The sequence below is a fragment of the Achromobacter mucicolens genome (assembly GCF_902859725.1).
In the GTDB taxonomy this organism is placed as follows: domain Bacteria; phylum Pseudomonadota; class Gammaproteobacteria; order Burkholderiales; family Burkholderiaceae_B; genus Achromobacter; species Achromobacter mucicolens.
The window spans coordinates 81,392-100,453 of sequence record NZ_CADIJP010000001.1 but is presented as its reverse complement, the minus strand read 5'-3'; the positions used below and the strand labels follow the sequence as shown (position 1 = coordinate 100,453).

The following is a 19,062-nucleotide window of genomic DNA, read 5'->3' as shown; positions in this document are numbered from 1 at the left end:
CTGCCGGACGCGTCAGGCGCGCGCCTGCCAGACCTCGGGGTTGACCATCGCCTGCGGCGCCTTGCCGCCCAGCGCATCCATCAGATTGGCCACCGCCAGGTCGATCATCGCGCGCCGCGTTTCGTGCGTGGCGCTGCCCACGTGTGCCTGCAGCACCACATTCGGCAAGGCGCAGAGCGGGCTGTCGGCCGGCAGCGGTTCCTGCTCCATCACATCCAACCCCGCGCCTGCGATGGTGCCGGCGCGCAACGCGTCGATCAGCGCCGCCTCGTCGATGACCGGGCCGCGCGCCGTGTTGATCAGGTACGCCGTTGGCTTCATCATGCCCAGCTCGCGCTTGCCGATGGAATGGCGCGTCTCCGCGGACAGGGGGATGTGCACGCTCAGCACGTCAGACGACTTGAAGAGTTCGTCGCGCTCGACATAGGTGGCCAGGCCTTCGGCCTGCGGATCTTCGCGGCGGTTGTGATAGATGACCTTCATATCGAAAGCCTGCGCCGCGCGGGCCACGACGCGGCCGATGCGTCCCATGCCCAGCAGCCCCAGCGTCTTGCCGCGGATGTCGCGCGTCAGCGGGAACGCGCCCTTGGTCCAGGCGCCGCTACGCACGAAGGCGTCGCCCGCCACCAGATTGCGCGACAGACACAGCATCAGGCCGATCGTCACGTCGGCCACCGCGCCGTCCAACACGCCGGGCGTATTGCAGATCAGCACTTTGCGCTGTGTGGCGGCCGCCAGATCGACGTTGTCGAACCCCACGGCGAAGTTCGAGCTGACCTTCAGCGCGGGCAAGGCGTCCAGCAGGGCCTGATCGACCTTGGTGCGCACCGTGCAGACCATGCCTTCGATATTCGCGCGCGCATCCGCGTCCAGCACCTCGGCCGGATTCTGTCCGGTAGGCACTTCGACGATTTCGCAACGCGCGGCCAGCTGCTCGCGCAGATCGGGCGGCACGGGCGCGGAAACGATGACTTTGGGCTTTTGATTCATGGGGGCTCCAGAGGGTTCAGGGTTCGATTGCTTCGACGTCGGTGGCAAACACCTGCTGCTCACCGGCGTCCACCAGTGCAGGCTCGGCCGGATGGTCCAGGTACCGGACAATCAGCCAGAAGCCGTCCTGCGGGTTCTCGACGATCTCGGCCAACGCGCCGCCCGCCATGCGCACGCGCACGCCGGGTTGCAGATCGACGAGGTTGATGGATTTGTTGTCGGCCATGCGGTGGCTCCTTGGGGTTCGGACGCGCGGGCTACAGCTCTAGCTGCGATGACGGCACGCGCACGCGGATGCCGTCCAGTTCGGGCGTCATGATGACCTGACAGGACAGGCGGCTGGTCGGGCAACGCTCGGGCACCACTTCCAGCAACGCTTCCTCGGCCATGCCGGGCGGCTCCAGCCGCGCGTGCCAATCGGCATCCACCTGCACGTGGCAGGTGCCGCAGATGGCGCCGCCGCCGCATTCGGCGACGATGCCTTCCAGGCCGTCGCGCCGAGCGGCTTCCATCAGCGACCAGTCATCGGGCACATCCAGCACCTGTTCGGCGCCATCGGGCAACTCAAATATCGCAACGGGCATGTTGTCTCCAGAAGGTTTGATCACGCCGTGGCCGCAGCCACTTCGGGCGCGCCGATGCGCGGCACGCCCTTGATGAACTCCACCGGGCTATCGACCGCTTCGATCGCGGCCAGGCGGCCGTGCTGATAGCGTTCGACCAGCCATCCCTTGGCCGTGGGCAGCAATACATCGCGGCACGGCGCGGCCGGATCGACCAGTCCGGCCATCTGCAGACGGCGGCCCTGCTGTTCGGACCAGAACGTGGGCGGGCGCGCCGCGGGTGGTGCCTTGCCGGCGATGGCGGCGGCCGCCGTGCGCGCCTGCGCCAGTGCGTTCTGCACGCTTTCAATCCGGGCATAGCGCTGCAGCTCGCCCCGAAAGGCGCTGGCGCAGTCGCCGATGGCGTAGACGTCGGGCGCCGACGTGCGGCAGCATTCGTCCACGACCACCCCGTCCAGGCAGATCAGTCCCGCCGCCTCGGCTAGCGCCGTCTCGGCCACCGCGCCAATCGACACCAGCACGAGGTCGGCTTCGACGGCCTCGCCCGTGGCCAGATGCGCGCGCCAACCGGATGCCGTGCGTTCCCAACGCTGCACCGCAGCGCCGTGGCGGATCTCGATGCCGGCCTCGCGGTGCAGGTCGCCCAGCCGCGTGGCCGTGGGTTCGGACACCTTGCCCGCCATCACGTTGCCGCCCTGCTCCAGCACCAGCACGTGCGCGCCCAGCTTGCGCGCCGAGCAGGCCGCTTCCAGTCCCAGATATCCGGCGCCGACCACCAGCAGCCGGATGCCCGGCCGCAGCGCGTCGCGCAGCCGGTGCGCGTCGTCCAGGCCGCGCACCGAGAACACCTGTTCGCCCGCCACGTCGGCAATGCCGCGCGCGCTGGCGCCGGTGGCAAGCACGCAATGCTCATACGCCAAGACGCGGCCCGACGCCGTGCGCAGCGTGCGCGCCGCGGTATCGATGGCGGCCACCGGGTCGCCCGCCACCACGATCACGCGCGACTTCTCGTAGGCACTGCCCGCACGCAACGCGATACGCTCGGCGCTGGTCGTACCGGTCAGCAGGGCCTTGGACAGCGGCGGCCGTTCGTAGGGCGCATGCGTCTCGGCGCCAAAGAGCGCCACGTCGCCTTCCACCCCCGCGGCGCGCAAGGCCCACGCGCACTCCACGCCCGCATGTCCCGCACCGATGATGGCGGTGTGAACCCGCTGCAGGGCCGATGTCGTTTCCATGATGCTCAGGCTCCGAATTTCAGGGAGATGCTGGCCTTGGTGGCGACCTGCTTCCACCGCGCGAGTTCGGCGCGGTTCAGTTCCGCAAACGCATCCGCTCCCGTGGGCCTGGGCTCAAAGCCCGCGGCGCTCAAGGTTTCCACCGACTGCGGCAGCGCCATGCCTTCCTGCAACGCCGCGCTCAGCTTCTGCACGACGTCCGGCGGCATGCCAGCCGGGCCATACAGTCCCAGCCAGCTCGTCACATCGAAATCCGCCACGCCTTGCTCGGCCATCGTCGGCACCTCCGGCAGCTGCTTGCTGCGATAGCTGCTGGTGACGGCGATCGGGCGGATCGAACCTTTGCGGATCAGCCCCATCACCGGCGGCAGATTGCTGAAACTGAAGTCCAGGTTGCCGTTGACCACGTCCACCAGCATCTCGCCGCTGCCCTTGTAGGGCACGTGCAGCAGATTGGTGCCTGTGTGCTGCGCAAAGAACGCGGTGGTCAGGTGCACCGACGAACCGATGCCGTTGGAGCCGTAGTTCAGGCCATCCTTGCTGCGCTTGCGCGCCGTGGCGATAAGATCGTCGACACTGCGTATCGGCGAGTCGGCCCGCACGATCAGCACGTTGATGAATTCGGCCATCTGCGCGATCGGCGTGAAGGCGCGCGACGTATCGAGCGGCAGGCCGGTCACCGTGGCCATCGGCAGCACCATGCCGCCCAGCCCATTGAGCAGCAGCGTGTAGCCGTCCGCTGGCGCGGAAGCCACCTGCTGGCTGCCGATCATGCCGTTCGCGCCCGGCCGGTTCTCCACCACCACGGGCTGACCAAGCTTGCGCGTGAGGATTTCTCCCGCCAAGCGCCCCGCCACGTCCGTGACGCCGCCCGGCGGATACGGCACGATCAGGCGGATCGGCTTGCTCGGGTAAGCCGCGTCGGCGCCCCACGACATTCCCGTTGCCGACATCGCGGCCGCGCCGGCAATGGCCTTCAGTACAGTACGTCTTTGCATGCTGCAACTCCAGGTATGGGCGAGCGCGTCCCGTCGGCGGTCAGGCCCCGAGTGGAAGGAAAACCATCGAATGCCGGCAGACGGGCCGGCTCCGGCAACGGCGCTAGAAGAAGATCGTCAGCGCCTTCGATAAGAGGACGTTCTGATCCAGGTGGATCTCGCGCGACAGAATGGTGAAGCGCCCGTCGCGCCTGCGCAGCACGTCCTCGCGCTTGCCCACGAACAGATTCACTTCGGACTGCAGGCGGTTCTGGTAGATCAGGAAACGCGAACGCACCCGCACCAGGTCGCCGCCGCCGTCATCCGGTGTCACGTCCAGCACGCGGATGTTGGTCACCAGATGCGATACGCGAGAGGCCGGTTCCTCGGCCCAGTGGATACCCGTCTTGATCTGCGCCACGCGCTGGCGCAGCGTGTCGATGCCTTCGTCAAACCACGCCGCATCCTGCTTGCCGGAGTATTCCTGCGCCATCGCGTCGCGGCGCACATTGCGCGTGAGCGGCATGCGATACGTGATGTCCTCGTCCAGCAGGCCCAGCCACTTGTCGAATTCCCGATGGTCCAGCAGGTCGGCCTCGAAGTGCAGGAAGCGATGCGCCTCCCACCAGAGCAGCATGTCGTCCACGCTGTCGTCCTGCGCCACAGGCGGCGCGTTTTCCACGGTTGCGTTCATGCCGCCTCCTCCAGGCGCACCGCGCCTGCCATCAGTTGGTCCCATGACAGGCCGTTCATGAACTGCGCCCAGCGCCGGTAGTAGATGCGCGCGTTTTCCTCGGTGTATTCACCGTTGACCGCACAGCCCGGAATCTCGGGCACGTCCTGCCGGTGGCCCACGCCCATCTGGTAATTGAAGTACAGCTCGCGCGACATCGCGCCCATGCTGGCCTCGGTGGCGCCCGTCCAGTTCTCCATGTCGTCCGATTCCGTCATGCCGCCCGGGCCGGAGTAGCGCAGGAAATAATGGCGTGCCGCTTCCTTGACCGATTCGGGCGCGTCCTTGTCCACCAGGTACATGCGCCACATCTCCATCTCGGTCGAACTGATCGGATGAAACACCGCCAGCGTGCGTGGCTGACGGCCATGGAACGACATGTTCGGGAAGATCGTGCCCACGCTGGTTTGCACGCGCATCGCCGAGCCTAACGTGCGCTCACGGTGTTCGTGGATCTCGCGGTAATACGCCTCGACTTCCGGATAACGCGCGTATTGCGGCGCGTACGGCCCTTCCTCGTAGAACGGCAGCCGGCCCAGCAGGCCGTGGCCCAGTTCGGGAAAGCAGATCGCCGAGCGCGTGGCGGACGCATCGCGCCGCCCCTTGCCGCCGCCCGGGCCGATACCCACGATGTCCACGGACCGGTGGCTGATGTCGTGGTACAGGTCGCCAATGAAATTCTCGGGCGCGAACTTCCAATTGCACTTCACGCGCCACTTCTGCACGCCACCGATCACCTCGGAGCCGCCCGGACTGCCGTTGCGATGGTCCAGCGCCGCATCCAGGTACAGCCGCATGTTGCCGATGTAGTCCAGGAACGGCGGCGCGTTGGGATCCCACGTTGCCCAGATGGCGCCCTTGTAGTTCACCACCTGCGCCACCGTCTTCAGGCCCCACTGCTTCTTGTCCAGTTCGCCCTTGTAGTGCGTGGCGTGGCCGGGCACGCCGACCAGCTCGCCGGGCCGTTCCACCAGCTTGCCGTCGGTGGAAAAGCTCCAGCCGTGGTACGGACAGGTAAACGTGCGGTTATTGCCGTGGTCGTAGCGGCACAGCTTCATGCCGCGATGCGCACAGCTGTTCAGCATGACCTGAATCTGTCCCTGCCGGTCGCGCGTCAGAATCACGGATTCCGTGCCCATGCGCGAAACAAAATAGTCGTCCGGCTTGGGCACCAGGCTTTCGTGCCCCACGAACAGCCACGCACGCGAGAAGATCTGCTTCAGTTCCTGCTGGAAGATCTCTTCGTCCACGAAGATGGACCGGCTGACCAGTCCCTCGTCGGCACGCACCAACTCATCGATCGTCTTCTGACCCATCACCACTTCCCCTTGGAGGATGCCCTTAGTGGGCGCCTACGGCTTGTCGGCCGTGGCCGCCGCTGTACGCAGACGTGCTTCCGTGTTGTCGACGTGCGTGCGCGCATGCTGCCGTGCAAGTTCGACGTCGCCTTTCTCGATGGCGGCAAACAGCGCCTCGTGCTCCTTTTGCGCCTGCGCCCCGCGCCCCGCGATCTTGGCTGACCGCGAACGCGACACGCGCAGGTTCTTCTTGAGCAACACCGCCAGGAAATCGAAGAAATTCAGATAGTGTTCATTGCGCGTCGCACGCGCCACGCAGCGGTGGAACTCCATGTCGGCATCGACACCCACCGCTACATCTCCCGATGCAATCGCGTCGGCCATCTTGCGCAGCGCCAGCCGCATGGCGGCCAGATCGTCCTCGTCACGACGGGCCGCCGCCAACGGCGCGGCCTCGATCTCGAAGCCCCGGCGCAATTCCACGATGCGCAGCACCTGATCCGCATCGCCAATGTCCGCGGCCTGCATGCGCAACACCGACGGCCGCGCCGTCTGCATGACGGTCAGCCCGCGGCCCTGCTTGCTCTGCACGATGCCATCGCCCTTCAGGCGGGAAACCGCTTCGCGCAGCACGGTGCGCGAAACGCCAAGCCGGGTGGCGATGGTCTGCTCTGGGGGCAGCACCTCACCGACCTGGTAATCGCCGCTGGTGATCTCGTCCAGCAGCATCTCGGTCACGCGGTCCGTCAGATTGGGCTCCGACGTAAACGGCACGACCGCATCTTTTTTCAACAGTACTCGGGAAGCTGAATCAGGCATAGGAAGTCTCGTCCGAAAACGTGCATCTCATTGCCAGCCCGCGTTGCCTCGGCTGTGGACACGCCCGGGGTGGGGTGTGTTGAAAATACGATAATCGTATAAGGATATGCGGGGGTATTAGGGGAAGTGCGGGGGTGTGCCCCCTTGGCGCTTACCGTCTGTGACCCGGGGCCGGAATGACCCCGTTTATGATGCCAGGGTAGCGAGTTCACGCGAATGCGTTACTCTCCCCTCCCCAAATCAGTCCGCAAGGAGTCCCCTCATGGCACAAGCCTCCGCCCGTCACATCCTCGTTTCCACCGAAGCGAAGGCCAACGAACTCAAGACCGCCATCGAGAATGGCGCTGACTTCGCCCAGCTCGCCAAGGAAAACTCGAGCTGCCCGTCGAGCCGCGACGGTGGCAATCTGGGTACCTTCGGCCCGGGCCAGATGGTCAAGGAATTCGACACCGTCGTGTTCAGCGCCCCGGTCGGCCAAGTGCAAGGTCCGGTCAAGACCCAGTTCGGCTACCACCTGGTTGAAGTGACCAGCCGCAAGGACTAAGTCCTCGCAGCCAATTGGCTCAAAACGCCGCCGCCCGGAGCAATCCGGGCGGCGGCGTTTTTGCGTCTTGCTTGCCGCGCTGCTTACCGCGGCCTGAGCGGCGTCTTCGGTGCGTTCATGCCGCCGAACGCAAATAACCCCATCTGCGCGCCTGTCGCGCGCGCCAGATAGTCGTTCTTCAGCTTGTCCCGGTCGCCAAAAAGCGCCCCCGCATCGGCGCCCTGCGCCGCGCGGTTCTTGTCGATGTCGTTCTGGGCATCGTGCATGCCCTCTTGCAGCGCGCGCCGCAACGCGGGGTTGAGCGTGGCGGTGTCGTAGTCCTCGCCGGGGCGCAGGCCCAGGGTGGCCATGCGTTCGCGCAGTGCGGTCTCGGATTTGTGTGCGGGTGCGAACCGCAGCAGGAAGGCCAGTTCGTCATAGAACTCGAGCGACGAATACATCTGCGCGCGCGGAACCGGCGCTTTCCATTCCACCTTGGCAGGGGCGGCGGGCGCGGCCCGGTTGCGGAACGCCGATAGCGGCTGCACCTTGAAGCGCGCCTGGATGCGCTTGGCGTTTTCCTGGTCGGCGGGATTGAACCGCTGCGTGCGCGCCACCAGCGTGGCAAGCTGCGTCTCTGACCGAATTACCTTGGTGATGCCCGGGGGCACCTTGCCTTTCCAGGAGGGACCCGCCACGAGAAAGACGCCGCCGCCCATGCCGCGCGAGCCCAGGTCGCCGATGTGGTGCATGTACAGGTCCATGACCTGCAACGATGCATCGCGCCGCTTTTCGACGCGGGGCACGATGACGACGACGGGTTCGGCGCGCAAGTCCAGGGCGGCGTAGGAATACAGATAGGCCGGATCCAGGCCAGCCGCGGCAGCGGACGCCGTGCCGACTGGATTGATGCTATTCACCGGGCCCTTGTATTGCGCCCCCTGCTTGTCCAGGCTGTAGGCATACATGGCCTGGTAGCTGGCGACCATGGGCGCGCCGTAAAGGTAGGATTCGCGCGCGATGCCGCGCGCCTGTTGCGCGGTGAGGCCCTCGATGCCGACGGACTGCCCGGCGGCGGTGTCGTGTGACGGGACCGCACAGCCGGACAAGACGCCCGCCACGACGATGGCGGCAACCAGCCCCATGAACGGACGGCAGGCGGCCCGGCAAAATCCGGTGCTAATCTGGCGGTGGCGCATTCAGGGCTCCGACATGACGGGATGGCGCAGGCGCCCGATGGCGGCGGCGGATTACGCCAGGGCTCGAATTCCGGGGGATTCTGTCATATTTCCCCGGCATGTAGAAGTAACAGTGCACCGCAACGGTGCGACAGGAAAGACACAGCAGCATGCCAACGCAAGACCCCAGCATGACCGGTCCGGACGGAGAGGCGTTCAACATTCGCGCGTCGTCGTACTTCGTGTTGCAGGCCGTGCACTGCTGCGCGGCTTGCAACACGCTGTCGCGCGTGGCCGCGCTGGCCGTGCCGCCCGGCCACGAAAGCACCGAGGGCGACCTGGAACTGGATGAGGACGACGCGGATAGCACGGGTCTGGATCCGCTGGCGTTTCAGGACTGGCTGTTCGGACCCGCGCAATGGCAGTCGATGCCGGGGCCGGCCATGATCTCGTCGACACGGGCTCTTGCGTCCGACGTGGCGCAGACACTGCAGACGCTTGCGCCGACCTACCGCCAGAACCCCGCCCTGTCAGGGGAATGGTGCAATTTCTGCGAGCATTGCGACCAACCCATCTGGGATGGCGCGTTGTACCCGACGCCGGGGCAGGCCTTTTGCCCGCCCGATGCCGACGCCGCTGCGCACATATCGGCGCAACGGGTCGACGCGCCGTTCGCGGCATTTTTCGGCATGTGCTGGACGGACAGCTACCGCAACAAGTGGCCCTTGTTTGCGCGCCTGGGCTTCGCGTGCAGCGAGGGGGATTGATTCCCGCCCTCGTGGCGCAATGTCAGGCGCTTTGCAGCAGATCCTGAGGCACTTCCAGTCGCCGCGCGGGGATGGCCGCGAAGGCGCTTTCCGTGGTGCTGGCGTCCGTGGTCAGGTGCTGGATCAGGTCGACCGTGGTGGAGCGGCGGGTCAGCATCAGGCACGTGACCTCGTCGCCCGCCACGCGGGTGGCGTGCCAGCAGCCCGGCCGCATGCACACGCCCTGCCCCTGCGCCACATGAAAGGCCGCAAGCGTGGCCAGGTCGGGCGAACCGTCCGCGGCGCTGCGCGCCACGATCTGGATGATGCTGCCTGTCAGCGGGACGATCGCCTGCTGCGTCAGCAGGTGCTTTTCCAGACTGGCGACTTCGACGGACTGGCTTCGGTAATTGACCCAAAGCACCTCGGCGTCGCCGCCCGCGCCCGTGTTGAACAGGTGCTCGTGCCAGAAGTCGGTGGCCGGGTTCGTAAACAGCGGAACGCCGTTGCCGTCCGGCATGGGCTTGCCCAGCATCCACCCGTAGGCATTGAAGGCATCAGGCGAGAGATCGTGGATTTCAAGCTGCGAATTACTCGTCATGCGGGAACCTGTGATGGCTTAGCGCCGCGTTTGGGGAATTCGGCGTCGTAGTCGAAATCGCCCCGCGCTATGGCCTCCAGGATGGCAACACGCCGGTCTGCGGCGCGCTTGAGGTTGGCGGCGGTGGGTTTGACCCGGATACGCTCGACACAATGCCGGCCGTCATAGAAGAAGCCAATCTCGATGGACGATTCGGATGCGGGGCGCACCCCTTCGAATCCCGTGCTCATCGCGTGCTCTCCAAGTTGCCGATGGCAGACATGATAAACGCAACGATGTGACAGTCGTCGCTGGCATACACTGCCCAGATCCCCCCACCCGAGGACGCGCAACATGGCCATCGACCTGACGTCGCACTATGTGTATCTGGACGCCGCCGGCGCCGCCGCCACCGTGACGGGCGGCGACGCATTCTGGTCCCAATCTCCGGAAGACCTTGAGCAATACGGGCGCGGCTGGCTCGTGTCCGAGTACGAATTCGCGTCCGACTGGCCGCAATGGGAGATGCACCCCGGCGCCGACGAGATCGTGCGGCTGATGTCTGGGGCGGCCGAACTGCACCTGGAATGGCCCACGGGGATCCAGATCGTGAAAATGCTGGCCGGCGATGCCTACGTGATTCCGAAGGGCGCCTGGCACACCGTCAAGGTCATTGAGCCCTGTCGCATGCTGCACATCACCATGGGCGCGGGCACGCAGCACCGGCTGGCGTAGCGCCGCTTCCCGTCTGCGCCTCGCCGGCCGCACCTTGCCTGCCGCACCTAGCCGGCCGCACCTAGCCCGCCGCGCCCACCGGCCGCGCGCGCTGGATCTCGCTGTCGTCGATCGGCCAGTGCAAGGCGGCCGACAGCACGCCCAGCGCCATCGCCCCCAGCCAGATCAGGTCATAAGAGCGCGTGGCTTCGAATACCACGCCGCCCAGCCACACGCCCAGAAACGAACCGACCTGATGGCCAAAGAACACGAAGCCGAATAGCGTGGTGATGTAGCGCACGCCAAATACCTGCGAGATCAGGCCGTTGGTGAGCGGCACCGTGCCCAGCCACACAAAGCCCATGACCGCCGCGAACGCGTAGACCGACCACGTGGATAGCGGCACCAGGATGAAAAGCGCAATGGCCGCGGTTCGGATCAGATAGATGCCCGCCAGCAGGTACTTGCGCCGGTGATGCGCGCCCAGGATGCCGCAGACATAGGTGCCCATGACATTGGTGAGCGCAATGATGGCCAGCGCGGCGACCGCGTCCGATGCGCGCAAGCCCTTGTCCATCAGGTAGGCGGGCAGGTGCGTGCCGATGAACGCCAGCTGGAACCCGCAGGCCAGGAATCCCAGGTTCAGCAGCCAGAATCCGGGGCGCGCGAAGGCCTCGCGAAGGGCCTCGCGCAGCGACAGGTTTGCGTCGGGCGCACCGGCATCGCGCAGACGGTTCGCCGGCTCGCGCAGCGGAAACGCCAACGGCAACAGGATAGTCAGCGCCACGGCAAAGGCCAGCACGGCCGCGACCCAGCCCCAGCCCCCGATCAGCCATTGCGCCGCGGGCACCATCGTGAACTGTCCAAGGCCCCCGACGGCTCCCGCCACGCCCAGCGCCCAGCTTCTGCGTTCGGGCGGCACCAGGCGGCTGAGCGCGCCATAAATGGCCGCGAACGCCGTGCCCGACAGCGCGATGCCGATGCACACCCCCGCCGTCCACATGAAGCCCGCAGGCGTCGTGGCGTGCGCCATGCCGGCCAGGCCCACCGCATAGAAGACCAACCCGCCTGCGATCACCTTGGCCGAACCATAGCGGTCGGCAATCATGCCGGTGAAGGGCTGCACGATCCCCCACGTCAGGTTCTGCACGGCCAGCGCGATGGCGAAGGTTTCGCGGCTCCAGCCGCGGTCCATGGTGACGGGCAGAAGAAACAGGCCCTGCACATGGCGCACGCCCAGGGCAAGGCCCATGACGACGCCACCGGCCAGCACCAGCAGCCACAGCTGCGATGCATCCAGGGAAGATTTTTGGGGGGTGGACATGGCGAACCTCTCACAAGGAAACGTCGCCCCCGTTCAGGCGGGCATTGGCGCTATTACAGGGTCGCCAGACGCGAGGCTCAACCGATTATTTTTTGCCCGCTGCATGCGTGGAGGGAATGTCACGGCGGTGCGCAAAACCGCACTAGTGACCGAGACGGCCGCCTGAATCGGACGGCTCGGCCAACCTTCAACGTGTGCACAAAAAAAGAAATTGCGCGATGTTTTTGAAATATGGCGGGAATTACCGCAAATATCGGCCCGAGACTCTGACATGTTAACGCTTCGTTTTTGATGGTTACATCTCCCGATCCGTCCCCGGGCACCGCTGAGTACAGTGGCTGCCTTCCCAATCCTTCGGCAGGCATCGACTCATGTGGCACGCCCGGTCCGGCACGTTCGTTTCCGCGGTTGTTAACCGCGCCCGCAACCCATGACGGCGGCGCCCATCTTCAAGCCGCTGGCGCTTGCGGCGGCGCTGGCCGGGATGGCGCTCCTGGCGCCGGTCACTTCGCACGCGCAAACCAACTGGGCGCAGCAGTGCGCGTACAACAATTTCGGCGAAGGCGCGGGCACATCGTGCCACCAGCCATTCCAGGAAGGCCTGGCGGCTGTGCTGGTGGGCACCGCCGATGGCGATTCCGCTGCCTGGGGTTTTATCGACAAGCAAGGCGTCATGGCCATCGCGCCGGCGTATTCGGAAGCCCGCTCCTTCCAGAACGGGCTGGCCGCCGTCAGCCAGCAGGATCTCTGGGGTTACATCGACCCCCGGGGACGCTGGGTCATCCCGCCGCGCTTTAGCGACGCGACCGGATTCAACGCGCAAGGCACGGCGCTGGCCGAAGAGGACGGACGGGATGTGCTGATCGACCGTCAGGGCAAGGTCGTGAAGACCTTTCCGCTGGGCACGCGCACCTCGGGGTTTGAGCCCGGCCAGAAGCTGGCGGCGATGGAAATTCCGACGCCGCCGCGCCTGGTGAACACCGTAACCGGCAAGCCTGCCGCGCTGCCCGAAGGGGTGATGGCGCTGGCCGCGCCGACCAGCGGCCAACTGCCCGCGCAGACGCGCGATTCGCGCTACGGCGGCTGGTGGGGTCTGCTGGATCAAAACGGCACCTGGGCAATCAGCCCGCAAGTGCTGCGCTCGCTCGCCCCGCCGTTGCGCGATGGCGATGTGGTGGCCGTGAACCGCGAACGGGCATGGGAATTCGTGGATGTGCGCGGCGAGGCGCTGTCGGCCGAGCGTTACGAACGCGTGGAGCGGGTGGCGCCGGGCATATGGCTGGTGCGGGTCGCGGATGGCGGGACGTTGCTGCTGGATGGCAAGCTCCAACCCATGCACACGTTCGAAAGCGACTATGTGGGTGTGCGGGAGCAAGACGGCTGGCGCTTTGCCGCCGAGCCCGGCATGACGCTGCTGATCGATCCCGAGGGCAGGCTGCAGCTGATTCCCTTGCGCAGCGGCGAGGTCAAGATTCATCAAGGGCGCGCGTGGGTCTACGGCGCGGCGCGGCGCGCGACCGGTGCAGCCGACGCGGCCGGCGACGCGATGAGCGCGGAAGATCAAGCCCATGCCGCCGATGCGGCGGCTGCGGTGCAGGCGGCGTCCGAAGCGGAGACTGCGGCGGCTTTCCAGGACGCGCCGGTTGCCGCACATGCCGCAACCGATATTGCCCAAGCGGCAACGGAGGCAGATGCGGCGCCTACCGAGGCGACTCAAGCCGAGGCTGCCGCAGGCGATGCCATGGCGGCTGACGCAGAGCAAGCCGATACAGCGGCAGATGCTGCAATGGACGCCGCCACCGCCGCGGCAGACGCCGCGCAAACGACCGCCAGCGCCAACGCAGACGAATCGCTTTACCAAGTCTACGGCCGGGACGGCCTTGGCATCCTCGACGAGGCCTCCCTCGCGCAACTACGCGCCTACGACGTCAGCGAGTTCCACTACGCGCGCACGACCGCCCGCGATGACGATGCCCCGCTGGCGCTCCTGCGTCCGCACGACTATGGCCAGCCGACCGGCATCCTCACGGCGGCGGGCAAGATCGTCACGAATCCGGATTGGGCGAACATCGATACGTACGACGTCACGCTGCCCCTCGTGGCGCGCACCAGGAACTACCAAGCCGGTGCGATCGGCGTGGACGGCGCGTGGGCCATCGAACCGCGCTACACCGAGATCCGCCCCTTCAAGGGCCCCTACACCTGGGCCCGCACGAAGGACATGCTGCGCGGCGACGCACTGCTGATCGATGCCCGCGGGCAGGAAGTGTCCGTTCCCGCGTACGTGCTGGAAGAGGCCTCGCGCCTTGACGGCGAACTGCTGCACTACTACGCACGCAACGAAAACCGCCAGCGCCGCTCGGGCCTGTGGAACGTGCGCAAGGGCGCGCCCGCGCTCAAGCCGGCCTACGAGCAGATACAGGAGTTCGAGGACGACTGGGCCAAGGTCCAGGACAAGAACCGCTGGGGCGTGGTCAACCGCGAGGGCCAGTGGGTGGTGCCCGCCCGCTACAACGGGGCCTACGACCTGGAATACCTGGGCAATGGCCTGATGCTGGCCGAAGCGCCAGAGGGAAAGCGCAATCGCGGCGGCTACACCGAACGCGCCTACCGCGTCATCAACCTGCGCACCGGCAAAACAAGTGAGCCCGTGGTCGGCAAGCCGCAGAAGCTTGCCGATGGGCGCTTTCTCGGTGAATTGGCCGACGCAAGCGCTGTCCTGATCGATGCAGAGGGCGCCTCCATCCGCTTGTCGGAGGGCCGGCCCAACAACAAGCAGCAATTCGGCGACTGGCTTTACATCGACTTTGACGAACGCGAAGGCGCCATCGATGCGAGCGGCAACATGAAGGTGCCCGCGCAATACGGCGAATTCAATCCGTTCTTTACGCAGCCCGAAGGCCTGGCGCGCGCCAATATCGGCGCGGGCTATCGCGTGATCGACCAGACCGGCAAGACCCTGCTCGAACAGTGGGGCGACGCCACGCCGCTGGCATCGATGCAGCGCGTCGTCGTCAATGACCACGAGAGCGGATCGAGCATTCTGGTGGACCTGCAAGGCCGCGAGGTCACCCGCCTGCCCGGCCGCTACGCCATCGACAGCGACAAGGCCAGCGAGGGCGTGGCGCCCTACAGCGACGGCGACAACAAGTACGGCTTCATCGACGCAAACGGCAAGCGCGTCGTGGGCGCGCACTTCAACCAGCTTGGCCGCATGAAGGACGGACTGGCGCGGGCGCGCCGCCTGGAGCGCACGGGCAAGCTGTACGGCTACATCGATCTGACCGGACGCTATGCGATTGCGCCGGCGTTCACGTGGGCCGGCGACTTTTCGGAAGGCCGCGCGCTGGTGCGGCGCAATCGGCTCATCGAGTACATCGATACCCAGGGCAAGACCACCGCGCTGTTCGGCGTGCTGTGCGACACGGTGGTGATCGTGGATGCAGAGGACCGGCAGAGCTGGCCGCCCCGGAAACTCACCTGCCCCGAGGCCGCTGGCATCTCGCCGCCGGCAGTCGACAACGCCATCGCAGAATGATCATGACGTCACGCGTGCTACGAACCACCCGCCTCGCCTGCGCATTGGCCGCGCTGGGCGCATCCCTGTCCGTTCAGGCGCAGACCGGCTACGTGCAGCCGGGCCACATCTATTGCCTGGCCGAATCCGATTATCCGGCTTATCCGGCTGCCGACGACATCTCCGCGCGCAACCCCTTCAGCAACGGCTGCATCCGGGATCTGCAGGACGGCCGCGCCGCGGTGCTGCTGCCGTCAGCCATCGAGAACATCGACCGAGTGCCGCGCGACAACTCGCTGCGCCGCCACGCGTGGGGCTTTCTGGACCAGAACGGCCGCGTCGCGATCGAGCCGATCTTTGAGGAAGTGGGCGATTTCCGCCACGGGCTTGCCGCCGTGCGGTGGCAAGGCAAGTGGGGCTACATCGACCGCAATGGCCGCATGGCCGTGCGCCCGCGCTACGACACGGCACAGGACTTTGTCGAGGTCGGGTTGGCGGCGGTGACGCTGGACGGCAAGCCGTTGCTGATCGACCGCCAGGGCAATCCGGCGGGCGAGCCGTTCGACGAGGTGGTGCGTGCCGTGCGCCTGTTCGATGGCGTGCCCGCGCGGGCCACGGTTCAGTACAAAGAGGAGTACCGTTCAACCAGCGGCGAACGCCGCTTCGGCGGAAACGGTGTCGTCATCACGCGGCCGCTGGGCGACAAGGGCCTGTACATCGCCACCAACGGCCAAGCCAAGTACGGCGTGGTGGACAAGGACTGGAACTGGGTCGTGGACCCGGTGTTCGACGACATCTCCTTGCAGGACGACGGCAATCTGGCCTCGGGCTACGGTCCGGACGGCTCCGTGCTGGTGACGGCGGACGGCAAGCTGATCGGCGCGGATCAGCAGTACGAAAGCATCCTGCCGGTGGGCAAGGCTTTCTACAGCGCGCAGTTGCCGCAGCGGGGCGGCTTTGCGGTGATGGACCGCACCGGCACGATCGTGGCCACGCTGACAACTGAAGAAGGCCAGACGTCGCAGCGCCACGCCGACACCATTCTGTATCGGTCGGGCGACAAGCTGATGGCACTGGTGCCCGGCCATGCCGCGCCGGTCACGTTGGGCGCGGGACTGTCGGCCGGCGACGAACTTGAGGGCTATGTCCTTTTCGTGGACGAATCCCGCCGCGCCGCCGGTTTGCTGACGCCGACCGGCGCGTGGCTGCACGGCGGCACGGCGCCCGCATGGCTCGCGGACGCCCGCCGCCTGCAGACGCGCGAAGGCAATCTGTGGCTGTCCGACGAGCAAGGCTCCCTGCTCAATGTGGTGGACAAGGACGGCAAGCCGCTGCTCAAACCCGAGACGGTAGAGGCGCTTCAGAACCAGCAACTCCAGCCGCTGCCAGCCGGCGTCCCGGGCGGTCCGCTGGGCCTGCTGGGTCAAAGCCACTGCAATTGCGACGACACACAAGTGGGTCTGCTGCTTGCCGATGGCAGCATGGTCACCGATCCGTCCTGGTCTGCCGTAACACCGCTGGACGACACCGATTATGAAAACGCCGCAGCCCTGACAGCGGACCAGTTGCGCTACGCGGCCGAAACCGACGACGGCATGTTGCTGCTGGACGCGCGCGGCAAGCGCATCGACCTGCCCGCGCAGCAGCACATCGGCATGTTCCGTCATGGCTACGCGCAGGTGTATGGCGACGGCGTGGTGCGCATGATCGACCGCGCGGGCAAGACGTTCGAGCTGCCCGAGAACTTCGATACGCAGGTCGTGGCGCCCGGCGTGGCGCGCTTTGTGCAAACGGCGGCAGACGGCGCGCCGTGGGGTCTGTACGATTTTGCAGCCGGCAAGCTGCTGGCCGCCCCAACGTTCCGCAGCATCGGCGACTTCCAGAATGGCCAGGCGATCGCATCGCTGGGCGCGGGCCGGGTCGGCGTCATCGACCTGCAAGGCAAGTGGGTCGTGCCTGCCAGCCACCACGGCGTGGAGCGCGTGAACGACACGCTATGGCGGGTGACGCAGCCCGGCAAGCAAGAAGACGAATATGACCGTCCCGCCGCACTGTTCAATACGCGCGGCCAGGCGCTGACCGCCTTCATGCGCGGATTGCAGGTGGGCGATTTTGGGGATGGCTCTGTCAGCGCGGGCAACAGCGAGCGCCGTTGGATCATCTCGCCGGACGGCTCGGACGCGCTGGACATGAAGGATGCCGACTACCTGCGGCTGGGCGACTGGATGGAGATCCGCCGCGCCGACCGCGAAGGCTACCTGAACGGCAAGGGCGCGTGGCAGATCGCGCCGGCAGCCCGCACCGGCACCCTCTTCCAAGGCACGCCGGCGCGCGCGCTGACGTCCAACGCCAAGGGCACGCAGGTCATGGACGCCAACGGCAAGATCCTGGCCACCCTGCCCCGCGGCGAATGGACGTGGCCGCCACGCTCCGACCTGCTGATCCGGTATTACTCGGCCGACCGGGGCACCATGACGGACTACACGGACTTGTCCGGCAAGACCCGGTTGACGGTGGAAGGGTTTGGATCGGGTTTCTCCGAAGGCCGCGCCGTCACACATCTGTCTGGCGGCGGCATGCGCTGGGTTGATGCCAAGGGTGCGCTGACGGGGCCGGCATTCGACGCGCTGGGTCCGCTGCGCGAAGGTCTGGCGCCAGCCGCCAGCGACCGGCGCTACGGCTATGTCGATAGCACGGGCACGTTCGCCATTCCGGCGGAATACCGGGCCTTGTCCGGTTTTGAGAACCAGCGTGCGGTGGTATCCACGGACGACGACTCGCGGATCATCGACAACGCCGGCAGCCTGGTCGCACAGGTCAGGATGCAATGCGGCATCCGCACCCTCTACGGCGCGGCCGGCCAGCGGCTGTGGCCGCTGCGCATGCCGCACGGCTGCAAGCGTACCGAGGCGTCGCGCGCCTACTGAGCGTCCAGCGCCAGATAGCGGCCGGTCTGCACGATTGCTTCGCGTTCCTTGAAGCTGGTCAGCCGGTCCGCCATTGCGCTGCTGTCGCCCGTCAGCCGAATCGCTCGAAGCGTCTCCTGCATCGCGTGGATCGCCGCGCGCTGCAGGTCCGACGGGATGATCGCCAGGCGGTAGCCCATCGCCGCCAGGTCTGGCAGCGGCACCAGCGGCGTCTTGCCGCCATAGAACATGTTGATGAGCTTCAAGCCCGGCAGCCGCTCGGCAATGGCGCGGATCTGCGCCAGCGTCTCCGGCGCCTCGACAAAGATCATGTCGGCGCCGGCCTTCAGGTACAGCTCGGCGCGGGCGATGGCCGCGTCGAACCCTTCGACCGCGATGGCGTCGGTGCGCGCGATGACCAGCGTGTCAGCGTCGGCAAGCGTCTGGCGCGCAATGTGGACCTTGCGGGCCATCTCGCCGGCATCGACCAGGCTCTTGTCGTCCAGGTGGCCGCAGCGCTTGGGAAAGGACTGGTCTTCGATATGAAACGCCGCCACGCCCGCGCGCTCCATCATGCGCACCGTGCGTTCCACATTGGCCGATCCGCCAAATCCGGTGTCCGCGTCCGCCACGACGGGCAGGCCACTGGCGTCGACAATCTTTTCCACACGGTCCATCACTTCGGTGAAGCTGAGCAGACCAATGTCCGGGTAGCCGGCGGCGCGCGCAATGGCGCCGCCGCTGGCGTAGACCGCTGAGAATCCGGCCGCGGCAACCAGGCGGGCCGACAGGCCGTCGAAAGCGCCGGGCGCCACGACGATGTTTTCAGAGAGCTGCTGGCGCAACCGCGCGCCGGGGGATAAGTGGGCAGTCATGGGGGGCCTTCAAGGGAACAGGTTCATACCCGCATGATCTGCGCCCCCCATTAGAATGTCCAATATATGGAATATTTCCTATCA

At 66.4% G+C, this 19,062-nt stretch carries 18 protein-coding genes; 5 read left to right on the top strand and 13 right to left on the bottom strand.

Features of this window, described 5'->3' with window-relative positions; genetic code table 11:
* Positions 1–12: 12 nt before the first annotated feature.
* The 8 genes from HV786_RS00440 to HV786_RS00405 all read right to left on the bottom strand — a co-directional run bounded on the left by HV786_RS00440 (position 13) and on the right by HV786_RS00405 (position 6,615).
* Positions 13–990 carry a 2-hydroxyacid dehydrogenase gene (locus HV786_RS00440; RefSeq protein ID WP_128829372.1) on the bottom strand — a complete coding sequence of 326 codons (978 nt, stop codon included), beginning with the start codon at positions 988–990 and terminating at the stop codon, positions 13–15.
* Positions 991–1,006: 16 nt separating this feature from the next.
* The gene (locus HV786_RS00435; RefSeq protein WP_056324762.1) at positions 1,007–1,216 is read right to left on the bottom strand and encodes a hypothetical protein; all 210 of its coding nucleotides are present in this window, start codon (positions 1,214–1,216) and stop codon (positions 1,007–1,009) included.
* Positions 1,217–1,247: 31 nt separating this feature from the next.
* The gene (locus HV786_RS00430; protein ID WP_056324760.1) at positions 1,248–1,574 is read right to left on the bottom strand and encodes a 2Fe-2S iron-sulfur cluster-binding protein; all 327 of its coding nucleotides are present in this window, start codon (positions 1,572–1,574) and stop codon (positions 1,248–1,250) included.
* 20 nt (positions 1,575–1,594) lie between these two features.
* Positions 1,595–2,788: an FAD-dependent oxidoreductase gene (locus HV786_RS00425; RefSeq protein WP_254599425.1), complete on the bottom strand. Its 1,194-nt coding sequence runs from the start codon at positions 2,786–2,788 to the stop codon at positions 1,595–1,597.
* A 5-nt stretch (positions 2,789–2,793) separates the two neighbouring features.
* On the bottom strand, positions 2,794–3,786 hold the full coding sequence (locus tag HV786_RS00420; protein WP_252870318.1) for a Bug family tripartite tricarboxylate transporter substrate binding protein: 993 nt from the start codon (positions 3,784–3,786) through the stop codon (positions 2,794–2,796).
* Between the two features lie 103 nt (positions 3,787–3,889).
* Complete coding sequence (locus tag HV786_RS00415; protein ID WP_056324755.1) at positions 3,890–4,459, bottom strand: 3-phenylpropionate/cinnamic acid dioxygenase subunit beta; 570 nt, start codon at positions 4,457–4,459, stop codon at positions 3,890–3,892.
* A complete protein-coding gene (locus HV786_RS00410; RefSeq protein ID WP_128829373.1) occupies positions 4,456–5,814 on the bottom strand; it encodes an aromatic ring-hydroxylating oxygenase subunit alpha in 1,359 nt (452 codons plus the stop codon). Before HV786_RS00410 ends, HV786_RS00415 begins: the two co-directional genes overlap by 4 nt.
* Before the next feature lie 36 nt (positions 5,815–5,850).
* Positions 5,851–6,615: a FadR/GntR family transcriptional regulator gene (locus tag HV786_RS00405; protein WP_082586342.1), complete on the bottom strand. Its 765-nt coding sequence runs from the start codon at positions 6,613–6,615 to the stop codon at positions 5,851–5,853.
* Positions 6,616–6,877: 262 nt separating this feature from the next.
* Here HV786_RS00405 and HV786_RS00400 point away from each other — a divergent pair, with 262 nt between their 5' ends.
* A complete protein-coding gene (locus HV786_RS00400) occupies positions 6,878–7,159 on the top strand; it encodes a peptidylprolyl isomerase (RefSeq protein WP_056324750.1) in 282 nt (93 codons plus the stop codon).
* Positions 7,160–7,242: 83 nt separating this feature from the next.
* On the opposite strand, the gene HV786_RS00395 is transcribed toward HV786_RS00400, so the two are convergent.
* Positions 7,243–8,337, bottom strand: a complete 1,095-nt coding sequence (locus HV786_RS00395) for a DUF1254 domain-containing protein (protein WP_128829374.1) — start codon at positions 8,335–8,337, stop codon at positions 7,243–7,245.
* A gap of 149 nt (positions 8,338–8,486) precedes the next feature.
* Between HV786_RS00395 and HV786_RS00390 the strand changes: the two genes are divergently transcribed.
* Positions 8,487–9,083, top strand: a complete 597-nt coding sequence (locus tag HV786_RS00390; RefSeq protein WP_128829375.1) for a hypothetical protein — start codon at positions 8,487–8,489, stop codon at positions 9,081–9,083.
* 22 nt (positions 9,084–9,105) lie between these two features.
* On the opposite strand, the gene HV786_RS00385 is transcribed toward HV786_RS00390, so the two are convergent.
* Positions 9,106–9,663, bottom strand: coding sequence for an ureidoglycolate lyase (locus tag HV786_RS00385; protein ID WP_128829376.1), 558 nt, complete (start codon positions 9,661–9,663; stop codon positions 9,106–9,108).
* Positions 9,660–9,893: an Arm DNA-binding domain-containing protein gene (locus tag HV786_RS00380; protein ID WP_128829377.1), complete on the bottom strand. Its 234-nt coding sequence runs from the start codon at positions 9,891–9,893 to the stop codon at positions 9,660–9,662. Before HV786_RS00380 ends, HV786_RS00385 begins: the two co-directional genes overlap by 4 nt.
* A gap of 103 nt (positions 9,894–9,996) precedes the next feature.
* Here HV786_RS00380 and HV786_RS00375 point away from each other — a divergent pair, with 103 nt between their 5' ends.
* Complete coding sequence (locus HV786_RS00375; protein ID WP_128829378.1) at positions 9,997–10,377, top strand: cupin domain-containing protein; 381 nt, start codon at positions 9,997–9,999, stop codon at positions 10,375–10,377.
* A gap of 61 nt (positions 10,378–10,438) precedes the next feature.
* Here HV786_RS00375 and HV786_RS00370 read toward each other — a convergent pair whose 3' ends face one another.
* Positions 10,439–11,680, bottom strand: coding sequence for an MFS transporter (locus HV786_RS00370; RefSeq protein ID WP_128829379.1), 1,242 nt, complete (start codon positions 11,678–11,680; stop codon positions 10,439–10,441).
* A 430-nt stretch (positions 11,681–12,110) separates the two neighbouring features.
* On the opposite strand from HV786_RS00370, the gene HV786_RS00365 reads away from it, so the two are divergent.
* Both HV786_RS00365 and HV786_RS00360 read left to right on the top strand, forming a co-directional pair.
* Positions 12,111–15,218, top strand: coding sequence for a WG repeat-containing protein (locus HV786_RS00365; RefSeq protein WP_175209684.1), 3,108 nt, complete (start codon positions 12,111–12,113; stop codon positions 15,216–15,218).
* Between the two features lie 2 nt (positions 15,219–15,220).
* Positions 15,221–18,124 carry a WG repeat-containing protein gene (locus tag HV786_RS00360; RefSeq protein ID WP_128829381.1) on the top strand — a complete coding sequence of 968 codons (2,904 nt, stop codon included), beginning with the start codon at positions 15,221–15,223 and terminating at the stop codon, positions 18,122–18,124.
* Here HV786_RS00360 and HV786_RS00355 read toward each other — a convergent pair.
* Entirely contained in the window at positions 18,118–18,978 is an 861-nt protein-coding gene (locus HV786_RS00355) for an isocitrate lyase/PEP mutase family protein (RefSeq protein WP_128829382.1), read from the bottom strand. The genes HV786_RS00360 and HV786_RS00355 overlap by 7 nt on opposite strands.
* Between the last annotated feature and the right edge of the window lie 84 nt (positions 18,979–19,062).